This is a genomic window from Catenulispora sp. EB89, from assembly GCF_041261445.1.
GTDB lineage: Bacteria > Actinomycetota > Actinomycetes > Streptomycetales > Catenulisporaceae > Catenulispora.
In genome coordinates, this window is sequence record NZ_JBGCCU010000031.1 from 44,780 (window position 1) to 61,200 (window position 16,421).

Annotated in this window: 10 protein-coding genes and 1 pseudogene; 7 read left to right on the top strand and 4 right to left on the bottom strand. The window is 70.9% G+C overall.

What is annotated here, in order from left to right; all coding sequences use genetic code 11:
- Positions 1-175: 175 nt before the first annotated feature.
- The 3 genes from ABH920_RS42515 to ABH920_RS42525 all read left to right on the top strand — a co-directional run bounded on the left by ABH920_RS42515 (position 176) and on the right by ABH920_RS42525 (position 5,584).
- Positions 176-3,355, top strand: a complete 3,180-nt coding sequence (locus tag ABH920_RS42515; RefSeq protein WP_370355001.1) for a SpoIIE family protein phosphatase — start codon at positions 176-178, stop codon at positions 3,353-3,355.
- 120 nt (positions 3,356-3,475) lie between these two features.
- Positions 3,476-3,937 (top strand): hypothetical protein, encoded by a 462-nt coding sequence (locus ABH920_RS42520; protein ID WP_370355002.1) that lies wholly within the window; start codon positions 3,476-3,478, stop codon positions 3,935-3,937.
- A gap of 279 nt (positions 3,938-4,216) precedes the next feature.
- On the top strand, positions 4,217-5,584 hold the full coding sequence (locus tag ABH920_RS42525; protein WP_370355003.1) for a condensation domain-containing protein: 1,368 nt from the start codon (positions 4,217-4,219) through the stop codon (positions 5,582-5,584).
- A gap of 49 nt (positions 5,585-5,633) precedes the next feature.
- Here ABH920_RS42525 and ABH920_RS42530 read toward each other — a convergent pair whose 3' ends face one another.
- Positions 5,634-9,212: a phosphodiester glycosidase family protein gene (locus tag ABH920_RS42530; protein ID WP_370355004.1), complete on the bottom strand. Its 3,579-nt coding sequence runs from the start codon at positions 9,210-9,212 to the stop codon at positions 5,634-5,636.
- A gap of 130 nt (positions 9,213-9,342) precedes the next feature.
- Entirely contained in the window at positions 9,343-9,924 is a 582-nt protein-coding gene (locus tag ABH920_RS42535) for a TIGR00730 family Rossman fold protein (RefSeq protein WP_370355005.1), read from the bottom strand.
- Positions 9,925-10,058: 134 nt separating this feature from the next.
- On the opposite strand from ABH920_RS42535, the gene ABH920_RS42540 reads away from it, so the two are divergent.
- From ABH920_RS42540 to ABH920_RS42550, 3 genes and pseudogenes are all read left to right on the top strand, one after another.
- Positions 10,059-10,898, top strand: coding sequence for a hypothetical protein (locus ABH920_RS42540; protein ID WP_370355006.1), 840 nt, complete (start codon positions 10,059-10,061; stop codon positions 10,896-10,898).
- Between the two features lie 72 nt (positions 10,899-10,970).
- A pseudogene (locus ABH920_RS42545) lies at positions 10,971-11,042 on the top strand (hypothetical protein); the annotation flags it as partial.
- Positions 11,043-11,107: 65 nt separating this feature from the next.
- Positions 11,108-11,737, top strand: coding sequence for a hypothetical protein (locus ABH920_RS42550; protein WP_370355007.1), 630 nt, complete (start codon positions 11,108-11,110; stop codon positions 11,735-11,737).
- A gap of 81 nt (positions 11,738-11,818) precedes the next feature.
- Here ABH920_RS42550 and ABH920_RS42555 read toward each other — a convergent pair whose 3' ends face one another.
- Positions 11,819-13,171: an MFS transporter gene (locus tag ABH920_RS42555; protein ID WP_370355008.1), complete on the bottom strand. Its 1,353-nt coding sequence runs from the start codon at positions 13,169-13,171 to the stop codon at positions 11,819-11,821.
- A 98-nt stretch (positions 13,172-13,269) separates the two neighbouring features.
- On the opposite strand from ABH920_RS42555, the gene ABH920_RS42560 reads away from it, so the two are divergent.
- On the top strand, positions 13,270-14,367 hold the full coding sequence (locus tag ABH920_RS42560; protein ID WP_370355009.1) for a DUF5937 family protein: 1,098 nt from the start codon (positions 13,270-13,272) through the stop codon (positions 14,365-14,367).
- A 33-nt stretch (positions 14,368-14,400) separates the two neighbouring features.
- Here ABH920_RS42560 and ABH920_RS42565 read toward each other — a convergent pair whose 3' ends face one another.
- The gene (locus ABH920_RS42565) at positions 14,401-16,386 is read right to left on the bottom strand and encodes a hypothetical protein (RefSeq protein WP_370355010.1); all 1,986 of its coding nucleotides are present in this window, start codon (positions 16,384-16,386) and stop codon (positions 14,401-14,403) included.
- Between the last annotated feature and the right edge of the window lie 35 nt (positions 16,387-16,421).

The following is a 16,421-nucleotide window of genomic DNA, read 5'->3' on the forward strand; positions in this document are numbered from 1 at the left end:
TTGCCATATGGGGGAGGCTATAGACGTGAACGCCACGCGCATCATCCCGTTGCGTCGGCGTGACGCGCTGGGGGCGGCCTGACCGTCCATGGCCGATGACACGCCCGGAGCAGACGCGGACACCGCGGAGAACAGCCGGAGCGCGGGGGGACCTCAGCCCCGGCGCCATCCCGTCGTGGGCGTCGCCACCGCCCTGTTGGAAGCCGACGGCCGAATAGTCCACTGGAGTGCCGCCGCCGAGGCGATGCTCGGCTACTCCGCCGAGCAGGCCGAGGGCAGCTTCGCCCTCGATCTGCTCGGCTCCGAGCAGCGGCGCGCCGACATCCTGACGATCTACGGCCAGATCCTGCAGGGCGAGGACTGGGCCGGCGTCTTCCCGGTGCGGCGCGGCGACGGCCGCGTGGTGGACCTGGAGATCCATACCTATCTGATCGACTCCGGGACCCGGCCGCCGCTGGTGCTGGCCACGGCCGTGGACGTGGGCGCGGTCCGCGGGGTCGAGGCCGATCTGGCCGTGCTGGACAGCTTCTTCAGCCAGTCGCCGGTCGGGATGGCGGTCTACGACACCGACACCCGCTTCGTGCAGGTCAACGCGGCGCTGGCGGCGGCGCACGGGATCTCGGTCGCCGAGCACCTCGGGCGCCGGGTCCGGGACGTGCTGCCGGGGGACGAGGGCTTACGGATCGAGGCGCAGATCCGGCAGGTGCTCGGCACCGGCCGCCCGATCTCCGACGCCCGCTGGGCCGGCCGCGCCGACGGCGACGTCGAGCACGGCGAGGCCGCGCACCACCACACCTGGTCGGCCTGGTACTCCCCGCTCCAGGACCCGTCCGGGCGGGTGTTCGGCGTCAGCTCGACCGTCATCGACGTCACGGAGCGTCACGAGGCCGAGGAGGAGGCCGCGCGGGCCCGGCGCGGGCTGGCCCTGCTGGCCGAGGCCAGCGCCGCCATCGGCGCCACGCTGGACGTCCGGCAGGCGGCCGCGGAGCTGGTCAAGGCGATGGTCCCGGAGATCGCCGACGTGTGCGGGGTCCACGTGCTGGAACAGCGGTCCCGGCACGGACGCGGGCACGGCTCGGGCCACGGCGGCGGGAACGGGAACGGCACCGGGAGCGCCAACGGGAGCGGGGCCGCCGCGAGCGGGCCCGCCCCCGCCTACAGCAGCGGTTACGCCGAGGCGCAGGCCGACCCGGAGTCGTTCGTGGTGCGCCGCGTCGCCTTCGACGCGGTCAGCGGTGATTTCCCCTACGACGACGTCCCGATCGGCCAGCTGCAGCGCCTGGAGTCGGGCTCCCCGTACGCCGAGGCCCTGCGGCTGCACGAGACCGTCATCGTCGACCCGGCCGAGATGCCGTCGATCATCGCCAACCCGACCGGCCGGGTGAGCGACTTCTACGCCCGCCGGGCCCAGACGGTGCGCGTCGCGCCGCTGGTGGCGCGCGGCGCGGTGCTGGGCTTCGTGTCCTACGCGCGCCGCAAGGAACGCGAACCGTTCGACGACCAGGACATCACCCTCGGCGAAGAGCTCATCGCCCGCGCGGCCACCGCCTTCGACAACGCCCTGCTGTTCCAGCGCGAACGCGAGACCGCGCTGGCCCGGCAGGAGACGCTGCGCCAGGCGAACGCCGCGCAGGGCCGGCTGGCGCTGCTCAACGACGCCAGCGTCCGCATCGGGACGACCCTCGACCTGCAACGCACAGCCGAAGAGCTCATCGAGGTGGTGCTGCCGCGCTTCGCGGACTTCGCGACCGTCGACCTGCTCGCCTCGGTGATGCGCGGCGACGAGCCGGCCTCGCCGGTGCCCGGCGAGCCGGTGGTCCTGCAGGCCGTCGCCGTCGCCGAGTCCTTCCCCTCCGGCCTGACCTCCCTCGCCGACGCGGTCGGCAAGACCTCCACCCGCGACGCCACCAAGGGCTACGCCCGAAGCCTGCGCAGCGGACGCCCCATGGTGATCCCGATCGTCGACGAGGAATCCCTCGCCGCGATCGCCTCCTCCCCGGAGCGCGTGGCCGGCGGCCTGGCGGCCGGCATCCACTCCTACCTGATGGTGCCGCTGCTGGCCCGCGGCGTGGTGCTCGGCGGCGCGGAGTTCATCCGCATGCAGGACCGCGAACCGTTCGGCCGCGCCGACGTCGCACTGGCCGAGGAACTGGCGGCGCGCGCGGCGCTGTGCATGGACAACGCGCGGCTGTACCGCCGGGAGCGTGCCACGGCACTGACGCTGCAACGCAGCCTGCTGCCGCAGAACGTCACGCACACGATCGGCATGGAGATCGCGCACCGCTACCTGCCGAGCAGCCGGGTCAGCGAGGTCGGCGGCGACTGGTTCGACGTCGTGCCGCTGTCCAGCGGCCGGGTGGCGCTGCTGGTCGGCGACGTGATGGGACACGGCATCCGGGCCGCGGCGACGATGGGGCAGCTGCGCACCGTCGCCCGCACCCTGGCCACCCTGGACATGGAGCCCGAGCAGGTGCTGACGCGCCTGGACGCCACGGCCGCGAGCAGCGGCGACGACCAGTTCGCCACCTGCGTCTGCGCGGTCTACGACCCGGTGGAGCGCTCCGGCGTGATGGCCTCGGCCGGCCACCTCCCCCCGGTGGTGGTGGCCCCGGACGGGACCACGAGGCTGCTCGAGGTCGAGCCGGGCCCGCCGCTGGGGGTCGGCGGCGTGCCGTTCGAGAGCATGGAGTTCGTCCTGCCCGAGAACAGCGTCCTGGCGCTCTACACCGACGGCCTGGTCGAACGCCGAGGCCGCGACCTGGACGAGGGCATCAAGCTCCTGCGAGAGACGCTGGCCCCGCGCGGCCGCCCGTTGGAAGAGGCCTGCGACGCCGTCCTGGCCGCCCTCGTCCCCGGCGGCGCCGAGGACGACGTGGCGCTGATCATGGCCCGCACGGTCTCCCTGGCCGACGAGCGCGTCGCCACATTGGCGCTGTCCGGCGACCGCCGCATGGCCGGCCAAGCCCGCGTCTTCACCCGCGAACGCCTGCGCGCCTGGAACCTGGCCTCACTCACGGACCTGGCCGAACTCCTGGTCAGCGAACTGGTGACGAACGCCCTGACGCACACCGACCGCCCGAGGCAGCTCCGCCTGTTCTGCGACCGCATGCTGACCATCGAGGTCGCCGACTCGGACCCGAGAGCCCCGGCCCTCCGGAAGTTCACGGACTACGAGGAGAGCGGCCGCGGCATCCGACTGGTCGACGAACTGTCGCACCGGTGGGGGAGCCGGACGACGCGGCACGGGAAGGTTGTGTGGTTCGAGCTGGAGCTGCCGGCCGGGTGGAACGGGGCGAATGGCGGCAACGGTGGTAGCGGTGGCAACGGTGCTAACGGTGGACAGCCCGACGAGTGACGGCAGGTAGCGGCGCACCGACTGCGCCGCGAGTGCCCGGAGTTGCCCGGAAAACTGGCGGCGACTTATCCGCCTGAACAGACTTCCGAGCAGACGCACTCCACCGACGAGGGGAAACAGATGAAGATCCGTAGAGTTGCGATGGCTGCTGCCGCGGCCGTCGCTCTCGCGTGCAGCGCCACTGGTACCGCCCAGGCGAGCACCCCCATCTACCAGTGGCACTTCTGGTCCAGCGGCATCTGCTTGGACAGCAACTCCAACGGCGACGTCTATGGCAACTCCTGCAACGGCGGGAGCTACCAGCGCTGGTCGCAGTCCAACGACTGGGGCGCCTACCTCTTCAAGGACGTGGAGACGGGCAGGTACCTGGGTGAGGGCCTGTATGGCCATCTCTACGCTTCGACGGACCACTCCGAAGGCGATGAGCACTGGTACTTGGTCGGCGACGGCATAGGCCACTACGCGTTCAAGAACTATGCCACAGGAGACTGCATAGACAACGAAGGCACAACCGCGCCGACGGACGCGACGCCCTGCGGCGGCCCGGGGGACCACTTCCAAGAGCTCTGGCACACGTCGTGAGCGTGTGAACGGCGCCGGAGTCGGCGTGCCGGCCGCGGCCTGACAGGCCGGACCCGCGCCGTTCACGGCTCGATCGGCTTGGCGGGGTCCGTCCGGCTCCGCCAGGCCCACGCGTGCCGCAGCAAGGCTCACCTGCCAACCTTTGCGCGATCCAATCGTGTTCTTTCCGCAATTTCTCAGAGTCTTGCGTCGGCGACACGCCTGACACACGATGGAGCCGAGCGCGGGGAGGGCGAGTCTGGCACCGGTGTGTGGCAGGCGTTTCAAAGGGGCTGGGCTATGGCTCTACCGGTACCGCAGACGATCCTCGGCGGCGCGCGGATGACGGACGCGATCGTCGTGCCCTTCGAGGGGCCCGGCGCCGGCGTCGGTGAGCTGACCTGGGGGCAGCGCAAGGTCTGGACGATCATGCAGCAGGCTGAGTCGTCGCTCAGCATGGGCGGCGCGGTGCCGGTGACCGATGGCCGGACGGTCCAGGACCTCGCCTCCGAGCTCGCGTTCTTCATGTCCCGGTACGCCTCGATGCGGGCCCTGATCCGGTCGGGCTCCGATGGTGCCTTGAGCCAGGTCGTGGCGGCTTTCGGCGAGGCGACGCTCGGCATCCTCGATGTCCCGGACGACGCCGACCCGGCCCAAGCTGCGCAGGACCTGGCCGACCGGTGGGAGGCGACGCGGTTCGACCACGCGCGGGAGTGGCCGATCCGGATGGCGGCGGTGCGGGCACGCGGTGTGGTTACGCATGTCGTCGTGACGATCTCGCACGTTGCCACAGACGCGGGCGGAATCGCCGCCATGCTCGAGGAACTGGGCACGCGTGACCCGCTCACCGGCGAACCGAAGAACCCGGAGCCGGCGATGGGCCCGCTGGAGTTGGCGGCGCACCAGCGCACCGCGTCCGTCCGGCGGCAGAGTGAGGCCTCGCTGCGCTACTGGGAGCGCCTGCTGCGCTCGGCCGCGCCCCTGCGCTTCGGTCCGCACGTGGACCGGGGCGAGCCACGCTACCGGCGCGCGTACTTCACATCCCGCGCGCTGCACCTGGCGTCGAAGGCGGTCGCGGCGCGTGTCGGCGTCCCGGCCTCCACGGCGCTGTTGGCCGGCTACGCGGTGGCGGTGGCGCGGCTGACCGGCATCGGCCCCGCGGTGATCCAAGTAGTCGTCGGCAACCGCTTTCGCCCCGGCCTCGCCGACGTCTCGCATCCGCTGTCGGTGAACGGCCTGCTCACGGTTGACGTCGCCGACGCACCCTTCGACGAGGTGGTCGACCGCACGCAGCGCGCCATGGCTCTGTGCTCGAAGTACGCGTACTACGACCCGACGAAGCTCGAAGAGCTCCGCGCCCGGATCAACGAGGAGCGCGGCGAGACGATCGACCTGTCCTGCCTGTTCAACGACCGCCGCCTCGGCATCGGCACCGAGCCGCTCGGCCCACCGGTGTCCCGGCACGAGCTCGAAGCCGCGCAGCATGAAAGCACCCTGCGCTGGGCCGAGCCGTTCACGACCTACCACGACAAGCTGATGATCCAAGTGGGGACATCCCCGGATACGGTGGAACTGGAGGTCCAGGTCGATACCCACCACGTGTCCGTGGCCGAAGTCCAGGCGCTCGTGCTGGACATGGAGTCGCTGCTGGTCCTCGCGACACCGTGAATCGCAGGTGCCGCGAGGACCGCTGGAACGTCAGGACGACGTCAAAGCGTTAGGACTTAGCGACCGTCACCGTCAAAGACCCGGTAACCCCGCCCGACGTCACCGAGATCGTCGCCGTTCCCGGGCACTTCGCATGTACCACACCGGTGACCGCATCCACGCTGGCCACCCGCGGATCCGAACTCCGCCACACATGCGAAGCCGGGTCCGCGATCGGCACGCTCAGCGCCGGCAGATCGTCCCCGGTCGGCGTGGTCCCGGTCGCCGACAGCTGCGTCGTCTGCCCGACGTGCAGCGACGCCGCCCCAGTCGTAGCGCCAGTCGTAGCGTCAGTCGTAGTACCCGTCGTAGTACCAGCGGTAGCACCGCTTACCGCAATACTCGCCAACGTAGGAATCGCCGCGAACTGCACATCCCCGTTCGGCAGCACATGGAACAGTCCGTAGTTGTAGAACCCACCCTTGTCCGCCGGCGCATAAGCCTCAACCCCGGCATCCGCGACCACGAAGTTCGGTATCCCGTGCGCCGTGTCGTGCCCCGTCGGGTCCAGCAGATTCTCAGCCCAGCCACGAGCGTGCCCGAACAGCATGATCACATGCGTCCGCGGATGCGAGTCCTGATACTTCTGCACCAGCGTCTCGTACATCTGCGCCTCCCACCGGTCCGCGAACTGGCTGTCCTGCTGCGGATGCGGGTCGTAGGCCGGCACATGACTCACCACGAACACCACCGGCGACCGGTTCGCCGTCAGCTGGTCGGCCAGCCACTGGTACTGCGACGGATCGCTCGCCGGCACCTGGTACGGATCCGAGGGCAGGATCCCGATGTGCGAACTGTCCGTCACCACGACGTTCGCCGCACCCTGCGTGTAGCTGTAGTGCGTCGGCCCGAACAGACTGGTCCAGTTCTTGTTCTCCGGATCAGCACCCTGCGTGATCTCGTGGTTGCCGACCCCCTCGTGGTAGGCCAGCCCGGTGCCGTCCAGCAGCGACTTCAGATACGTCAGGTTCGCCATCGTCCCGGAATCGCTCATGTCGCCCATCGTCTGCAACGACAACGCCCCGGTCTGGCTCGCCGGCAGCGCCTTGATCTGCGCCCCGTCCTGCTTCAGCACCACACTCCCGGTCGAGTTCGGGTCGTCGGCATGCGTGTGCGCGTCGTCCAGCGCCGCCAGCGTGGTCCCCCCGGCCCGGAACTTTGCCGGGTCCTCGGTGTACTGCAACCACGACGGATTGTGCGGGATCGCCACGTACGGCGGCGTCACCAACGGCCGCGGCGAGTACAGCGCCTGCAGATCACTGACATACAGGTCCCCGGACAGGTGCTGCGTCGGGCTTATGACCAGGAAGTCCAGGAAGTTCACAGTCATCGGGAACTGCAGGCCCGCCGGCAGGTTCGCCACGATCAGCTGCCACCCGTCGTACGTCACCGTCGACGGATAGAAGTCGACGTACTGCCCGTTCACCTCGGTGTACGCCTCGGCCAACGTCAGGTTCCCCAACCCCAGCGGCGACCCCGAACCGCCGGTCCCGGTGCCCTTGATCCACACCCCGACGCCGTCCGGCAGCTGCGTCTCCCCGGGCGGCGGGAACGACTCGTTCCCGTTCGGGAAGAACACGACCTGCTTGACGCCGTTCCCCGCCGGAATGTTGTAGCTCACGTCCATCGAACCGGCGTCGCCCGGCAGCCGCTTGGTCGTCGTCGACAGCGACAGGCTCCCCGTCGCGCCGCCGTGCGCCCGCACGGCCCAGTTCCCCACATCGGTCATCGAGTCGACGATTTCAGAACGCTGACCCACCGCGATCGAAACCGTCGCGCTCGCCCCGGCCGCACTGGCCGTGACCGTCACCAGCCCTTCGCCGCTCGCCGCCGCGGTGAACAACCCCGTCGCGGGATCGACGCTGCCCAGGTTCGACGGCGACGCCGTCCACGTCACCGACGCCGGCAGCAGCGACACCGGCTGCTTGTCCCGCGTCGTGGCGCTGATCGTGAGCTGCTGCGTCCCGCCGTTGTTCAGATCGACCGTGGCCGGGCTGACCGACAGCGAGGTCAGCCGGTCGGTCACCCGCAGCGGCACCGAATCGCGCGCCCGACCGGCCTTCACGACCAGCTCACCGGTGCCCGGCTCGCCGGACGCGGTCAGCGAAGCCCCGCTCGTCCCGGTACTGATACTCGCCCGAGAGGCCGGCCGCACCGACAGGCTCGCCGGATCGCTCGCCGGGTTCCCCAGCTTGTCGACCGCGTACGCCGCGACCGGGACCGTGCTGTTCGTCAGCACGGCCAGCGGCGCGCCGGCGTTGGCGACGGCCTTCACCGCCGGCCCCGGGTGCGCCTCGGTGCTGTAGAAGAACAGGCCGTTGGCCACCGGCCGCTCGTGCCCGTCCGACGGCGTGTTGCTGACGCTGACCTGCTGCTGCCCCGGTTGCCGGGCGACCATCTCGCTGGAGCCGCCGGAGTCGAACAGCATCGCGTTGTACGCGCCGTGCGCCATCATCCACCCGGCCAGCTGCGGCCGCGTCAGGCCCTCGGCCGCGTCCTCCGGCTGGTGGCCGTCGAAGACCGCGACGATCGCGTGCTTGCCGTCCTTCGTCACGCCCAGACCCGTGACCGGGTCGTTGACGTTGTTCTCGCCGCCGCCCTGGAGCGGCACGGCCATCGTCCCGTTCTGCACGAGCACGGCGCCGCCGGACAGCGCCTGGCGCACGTTGTTGTCCGGGCTGATCGCCTCAGCGATGGCGATTCGGTCGCCCACGTGCGCGGTCGCGGTGAGCCACTGGCCCGAGGTGCCCGAACCGGCCAGGTCCTCGGTCCCGGCGGGCAGCGGCGTCAGGTCGGTGACGTTCGGCGTCACCTTGTCCACGACCAGGACGCCGGAGGCGGCCGGGTCCCGGTGTCCGGACACCACGACCGACGCCGGGATCTTCCCGCTGTCCCCGAGGTCCGGCGTGATCCGCACCAGGCCGTTGGCGGACAGGTCGTCCACGAAGTTGACCGAGCTGATCAGGTGGCTCGCGGTGCCGTCCGTGGCAGTGCCCGAATACGCCTCGGCGCCGATGCCGATCGAGCCGTCGGCGCGCACCACGAGGTTCTGGTTCCACCCCGGGTTCGGGCTCTTCACCAGCCGGCCGTCGACGACGACCATGCCGTGCGGCCGTCCGGAGCCGTAGATGTCGAAGAAGTCCCCGTTGATCCCGGCGACCGCGCCGGTCCGGTCCGCCATCGACGAGGGGATCTCGTCGGCGGGATCGCTGAGCTCGTTGTGCGACTCCACGACGCCGAGCCGGACGTTCGGGTCCGTCAGGTCGACGGTGAGCTCCGTCGAGTGCTGCACACCACCGACCGCCTGGTAGGTGTCGGTGTGGTAGTCGATACCGCGCGTGATCTCCTGCTCCGCGGTGTGCGAGGCGTTGACGACCAGCGGCCACTGGTTCGGGGTCGGCGGCAGCCAGGGCCGGTTCCCGCCGTCGTTGTTCGGGTTCGCGTTGGTGTTCGCGTTGGCGTCGGCGTTCGGGGCCGCGTTCGTCGTGCTCTGGGCGCTCGCACCTCCGGTTCCGGTCAGCGCCCCACACGCCAGTGCGACGATGATGGCGGCCGAAGCCGCGAGCCGTCTTCTCCTGTGCAACATCATTCCACTCCCTCGGCACGGATCATCCCGCAAGACTCCTCGGTATGAGTGTCCTGACCGTGGCAAGATGTGGCACACGCGGGGAACAGATCAGGGCAGAGTGGTTCGGTGCGCAGGAAACCACATTCCGTGGCTATTCAGTGAGCGGGTCCTCGCGCCACTGGTACTCAGGCGGCTGATATGTCTCGAAGCGTTCCAGCATCACATCGAGGTCCTTCTCAACGATCAACATCTCGCGGTGCGGCTGGTGCAGGAAGCCCTCGCGCGTCATGTGATCGAGGAACGCGACCAGAGGCGTGAAGTAGCCGGCGACGTCCAGGAGCCCGACCGGCTTCGTGTGCAGCCCGATCTGCCCCCACGTCCAGATCTCGAACAACTCTTCCAGCGTCCCGGACCCGCCGGGCAGCGCGATGAACCCCTCCGCGCGCTCGGCCATCATCGCCTTGCGCCGGTGCAGGTCCTCGGCGACGTGCAGCTCGCTGAGCCCCTGGTGCGCGACGCCCCAGTCGACCAGAGCCCGCGGGATGACGCCGACCACGCGTCCGCCGGCGGCCAGCGCGCCGTCGGCGAGGCTGCCCATCGTGCCGACACGCGCACCGCCGTAGACCACGGTGATGCCGCGGCCGGCCAATCCCGCGCCGACGTGCCTGGCCGCGTCGAGGTACTGTTCGCCGCGGCCGTGGGACGAGCCGGAGAAGACGCAGATGCTCTGCACAGGCACCGATCTTAGACGCCCCTGTATATAGATCTTGAGCGCATGATGTCAGTGCGTGTTAGGTCCGTGTTATCGCCGTGTGGGGCGGGCCGGGGAGGCTTCAGGCAAGCACTCCGCGCCTAGGGGGACGCCACGTGACTGACACTTGCCTTTGTTTGACGCCGCACTGCCAGGTCGGCTCCGGCTCCGATCCGGGTTTCGGCTGCGATCCGGGCTCCGAATCCGACCCGCAGTTCGGCTGCGACTTCGAGGTCGAACACCTCCAGCCGGCGCAGGAACCCGACCCGGCGACGTCCGTGGCCGAGCGCCGTGCCGCCGCGGCGGAGATCCTGCTCGCCACCCCGATGCGGTCCGACCGCGAGGTCGGCAAGGCCGTGGGCCTGTCCGCCGGCACCGTCTCCGCGGTGCGCCGCACCCTCGGCGAGCGCCGTGCCTCGCACCTGCGGGTCGGCGCGGACGGCCGGGTCCGGCCGGTGAACGCCCACGAGGGCCGCCGGGCCGCCGCGCGCCTCCTCGCCGAACGCCCGGAGATGCCGGTGCGGGCGATGGCGCGCGAGGCCGGGATCTCGCTCGGCACCGCGCACGACGTGCGCCGCCGCGTGTTGGCCGGGCTTTCCCCGGTCCCCGAAGGCCGCGCCGGCTCGCAGCCGGGCCAGCCGCAGCCCGGCGTCGCCGCCTTCCCGCCGCCGCACCCCGCCCGCCGCAGTCCGCGCTCCGACCCCGCCGCCGCACTCGACGCCCTGCGCCGCGACCCCGTCCTGCGCTACTCCGACACCGGTCGCACGATCCTGCGACGCCTCGACGCCCAACTGCTCGCCGCCAGCCAGCTGATCGAGCTGTGCGAACACGTCCCCGCGCACTGCGGCACGCAGGTCGAGGCCGTGCTGCGGCACATCGGCGCGGCGTGCGAGGACGCTGTGCGCGCGGTGCAGGGGCGGGTGCCGGTGCGTTCGGGCGACGAGTTCGACGGCTGATTCCCCTTATGCCGGCGGCGACCCGCCGAGCGCCTTCGCCACTGCCACGGATGCCTCGCCTAGGACGGCGCGACGCTCGTGCGCCCGGACGGCGTCATCGCCTGGCGGGCCACCGAACCCGGCGAACTCGCCTCGGTGCTATAGCGCCCCAGGCGCCTCAGATGCCCCAGGAGAACTCCTGGACATCAGTCCTCTGCCATCGTTGTGTCATGGACTTCTTCGACACCTTCCCAGAACCCGCACCCCCGCCCGAGCCAGCGCCGGCGCCGCCGCGTCCGGCGTGGGTGCGGCCGGATGCCGCGTTGCCGGCGGCGATGGCCGAGAACGCGATCCTCGTCCATGAGGAGCGGCTCGCCATCGCCATCGGCGGCCTTTCGGTGTATCCCAACGGCTTCGACTTCTCCATCCACATCCGGACTCGTGACGACAGCGAAGAGATCAACCCCCACGGCCGCCGCCGGGACTATGTGCGGAACACCGTCAGAGCGGACACTGATCCCGAGCAAAACCTGCGTGTCGGCGTCCTGTTCGCCGACGGCCGCCGCGCCGCCTCCAACCAGCCGCGCCCGCACGACACGCCCGACAACGAAGCCGATCCCGACGAAGTGGTCCTGCTCTCCAGCCGCGGCGGAGGTGGCGGCCGATCCTACGACCTGACCTACTGGATCCACCCGCTCCCTCCGGACGGCGCCGTCACCATCGTCGTGTCCTGGCTCGCCCAGGGCGTCACCGAGGCACGCTGCGAACTCGACGGCGCCGCCATCCGTGCTGCCGCCGAGAAGGCGGTCCAGCTGTGGCCCGACGAGCCGCTGCGGGGCTGGGTCGGCGAACCGCGGTAGCGCGTTTCGGGGCCGTGTCGGTGTCGGTGTCGGTATCGGTCCGGTGCCGCTGCCTCGTCGTCAGGGCCGTCAGCGCGATGCTCACGTTTGTTCGTTCTCCGACAGCCGCCGGACCGACCAGGCGGCGGCCAGCGTCCCGGCGGCCAGAGGCAGCCACAGCGCGGCCGAGCCGTGCGAGGCCAGGACGGTGATGACCGTCGGCGAGATGGCCAGTCCCACACCGTTGGACAACTGGAAGCGCCCCAGCGTACGACCGAGCACCTGCGGCGGGGTGATCGCGATCAGCAGCGGGCCGATGCTTCCGGCGTACATGATCTCGCCGAACGTGCAGAGCACTGATACGCCCGCGACGGCGGCCGCGGCGTAGCTGTGGCCGAGGTCCGAGGCGAGCAGGAATCCCCCGTAGGACGTCGCGATCACCAACCCGGAGGCCGCCAGCGCGACGCTGCGCGGCCAACGCGCCAGGAAGATGGTCACGGGCACCTGGAAGGCGACCACGAGCGCGGTGTTGGTGACGAAGATCCCGGCGGCCCAGGCCGGCGAGGCGTGCAGCAGCTTCACCAGGATCAACGGCAGGGCGATCTCCGGGACGTTGACGCAGAACACGTACATGATGTTCGCCACCAGCAGCGTGTGCAGAGCCGGACCGGGACCGGAGCGGACATCGGCGGCGGTGGCGGGCGTGGACTCCGCGCGGATGCGGACCGACCACGCCAGTGACGCGGATCCGAGGAAGCTGAACCCGGTCCCCACCGCGAGCCAGCGCATCGCGGTCGGACCGCCGGCCAGGCCGGCGGTGGCGGCCAGTGCGCCGAGGCCCATGCCGGCGTTGCGCACCGAACGCGCCGCTGCGCTGGCCGCGTCCCGCTCGCGGCCCTTCGCGATGGTGGCGATGAGCGCGGAGTGCGCGGTCGGCATGGTCTGGTTGCCGATCCCGAGGAACAGCGCGCCCGCGGTGAACAGCGCGACGCTGCCGGCCGGGGCCGCCAGCAGCAACACCGTGCCGAGGACCCGGATCAGCATCGCCGCGGCCACGACCGTGCTGCGGGCGCCGGTGTCGAGCCAGCGGCCGGCGAAGGGGGTCGCGGCGAGGCCGGCGATGATGCCGACGGTCATGGCCGCGCCGGCGGTCGGTGCCGACAGGTGCAGGACGGCGATGCCGTAGAGCAGCAGGAACGGCCGCAGCAGGCCGTTGCCGAAGGAGTCGACGAGCAGCGCGACGGCGTAGCGGGGTCCGCCGGTGGCGCGCAGCAGGCCGCGTGCGCTGACGCGGGGTCGGGCGGCAGCGGGCCGGTCTTCAGGCGAGGCGGCGTCATTCGAAGAGGCGTCGGACGAAGAGGCGTCGGACGAGGGGGCCTCGGACGCAGGGGCGCCAGGGGTGGTGGCGCCGGACGCGGCGGTGTCGTCGGGCACGGTGGGCGCGCTCATGGTCATGGCTCAAAGGTGCGGACCGTCCGCCGAACGGTCACGTGAGTTGACGAAACGCGTCAACCGACGCGGCGTTCAGTACCGCCACCAGCGACAATGGTCCCGTGACCTTGCGCATCGACATCACCGGCATGCCGCCCGAGCGGCTGCGCTTCGCCGTCTCCCCGCTCGCCGAGCTGACCGCGATGCTGCACGCGCTGGCCGCCACCGAGCACCACCTGAACGTCGCGCCCTGGGCCGCCGGCGTCCGTGCGGCGCTGCGTCCGGAGCTGGCCGAGCGCCTTCAGGAGGCCGAGTTCCTGTGGCGCTCCTCGCGGGCGGACTTCCTGCTCCCGGCCCGGCCGAAGCCGAGCCTGAAGGAGGAGTTGGACGACGTCGACCGCATCGACGACGAGGCCTACGTGCTTTCCGCGCTGGTCACGACGTGCGGCAGCAACCGCGTCCACTTCGGCGCGGCCTCGCCGCTGACCGACGACGCGGCGCGCGAGCGTGCGCTGGAGCAGGCTCAGGCGCGCGGCGCGGTGCAGGAGGCGTTCGCCGAGCGGCTGCTGGCCGATCCGGCGGCGGTGCGGCAGCGGGTGCGGCAGACGCTTGAGCAGTGCGCCGAGGCGTTCTTCGACGCCGCCTGGCCGGACGTCGTGGTGCGGCTGGCGGCCGACGCGCAGGTGAAGACGGATCTGCGCGAGCGCGGAGGCATCGGCCGGGCGCTGGCCTCGGTGTCCGGCGCGGTGGCGGTCACGGCGCTGGGGGACGCAGGCGAGTGCATCGTCGTGGACAAGCTGCAGGACAACGCGACGAGCGCGCAGGGCGTCGGGATGACGCTCATCCCGAGTGTGTTCGGCAGCCCGCATCTGGTCGCGGTCCACGCCGCCGGCTGGCGGCCGGTGATGCAGTATCCGGTCGCCGAGCTGAGCGTGGTGGAGCGTCCGGTGCCGATGGACGTCATCGAGCGGCGGCTCCAGGCGCTGTCGCATCCGGTGCGGCTCCGGCTGGTGCGGACGATGGCTCGGAGCCCGCACACCACGGGCGAACTCGCCGACGCCTGGCGGCTGACGCCTCCGGAGGTCTCGCGGCACCTCGCGGTGCTGCGGAAGGCGGGGTTGTTGGTGACCGAGCGGCGTGGGCGGTATGTGTATTACGCGGTGGACGCGTCGGTGCTGACTGCGCTTGGCGGCGATTTGCTGTCTGCGGTGCTGCGCTGATTCTTCCGCGTTGACGGTGCTCGGCTCTCGCTCTCAGCTCCACAGGATGCCGATGCCCGCCCCGAACGGCTTCGTGTACTTCTTCACGTGGTTGGCCCACTGCTTCCGAGTCGTCAGGTCGTACCAGCGGTTCGTGCCGGTGGTGCCCGCGTTGATCCAGTCGGGGCCGTAGTCGCCGCTGCGTGCTCCGAAGAGGTTGCGCAGTGCGGGGTCGTTGTCGGTCAGAGTCTTGACATAGTCGTCGAGGATGCTGCCCTTGAGCGCGTTGGTGAGGGCGGTCGGGTTCTTCGACTTGGCGATCGAGGCGAGGTTGTCCCTGGTGTAGCCGATCTTGCCCTTGTTCCAGGCGTCGAGGGCCTGGTCGACGTAGTTCTTCAGCTTGTTCGCGATCGGGTCGGGGTTGGCGAGCGGCTTCCCGTCGGGGCCGACCAGGCGGGCCGTCGTCGGGCAACTCGCGGCGGCGCCGGGGGCGGCGGTGCGGAACGCGCTCGGCACGGCGTTCGCGGGCGAGCACGGGTCTTCTTGCTGGTCGTCAGCCTGCTGATTCTCCTCGTCCCGGACGAGCTGGTCGACGGAGACCTGGGCCGTGGCGTAGACGTAGTACTCGCCGTTGAAGTGCACGTAATAGGGGACTTCGGCGCCGTTCTCGGCCCTGGACTGGGCCTCGGCCGCCGCCTTCTTCTCGGCGTCGACGGACGTGAACACGCCGCCGGCGCCGGGGTCCGAGCAGCCCATCGTGGCGGTGTTGTTGAGCGGGAGCTGGCCGCTGGAGTCGCAGGACCCTGCCGGTTCGCCCTCGATGCTGACGTCCGCGTGCAGCTCCGCCGAGATCTGGCCGCCGGTGATCTTCGCGTTCGCGGTGGTCGGGTCGATCGTGTTGCTGACGGCGACGCTGACCTGGCAGCCGCCGGCGTTGCAGCTGATCTGGCCGTTGCCCTGGAGTTTGAACTGGAGGTCGCTGTTGACGGCGGTCGCCAGCTGCTTGGTGTCGTCGAGGATTTCGTTGTCGGTGGCGGCGGGCTCGGTGGACGGGTCGGTGGGGAAGTCGGTGTCGGGAGCTTGCCGGCCGGTCCAGGTGAAGGCCGCCGCCGCGGCTGTCGGGGAGCCGTTGTTCGGCGGGGGCGGGGACGCCGCGCCGTCGCCGAGCGACACGATGCGGTACGGGGCGTCTCTGGACACTGACAAGGTGCCCAGCGAGGTCTTCGCCGTCAGGACACGAACACCGTCGACCACGGTTCCGGGGTCGGTGTCGGACGGGAGATCGCCGCCGGCGGCCAGGGCCTGGGCCAGCCGGTCGGCGAGTTGTCCGGGCGGGACGAAGGGGGCGAGGCGGTCGCCGAGCAGGGTGTCGACGTCCTTGCCGGTCAGCCACTTGCCGCTGATCGCTGCGAGCTGGGCTTTGTTCGTCACGCCGGGCAGGCCCGAGGCCGGCGGCTTGATGTAGAGCTTGCCGGCGACGCTGAGCAGGCTGATCGCGGCGCCGCTGTCGGTGATGGTGCCGACGGACTCGCCGTGGCCGGTGACGCGGATGTCGATCGGGTCGCCGTCGACGGTGCTGCGGTAGTGGATTTCGGGTGCGGCGGCCAGGGTGTTCAGGGCGGCCATGAACGGGGCCTGCGATAGGGCCGGGTGCAGCTTGGGGACGGCGGGGGTGGCGGACGAGCTGGTCGTGCCGGTCGTGCCGTGATGCGTGGACATGGCCGGGACGATGGTCACCGCTGCGAGGACCGCTACGGTCAGCGCGCCGATGCCGGATGCGAGGATCAGCTTCCGCCGTCGCTGCGGCTTCGGTGGCGGGGGCGAAAGCCAACCTGGAACGGGAACTGGAGTCGGCCCCGCGGCCCAGGTGCCCAATTGCACGGTCGGGGTGCCCGAGTTCGGCGCCGGCGGCGTGGCCGGCATCATCGGCGTGATCGGCGTGACCGGAGCGCTCGTCGGCGTGCCCTGATTTGGTTGCTGCTGCCACGTCGGTTGGTTCGACGCGGAGCCTTGCTGCTGCCAGTAGTGCTGCTCGTCCATGGCGTCCCTCCCTCGGCCGTGGAGGCCAACTGTAG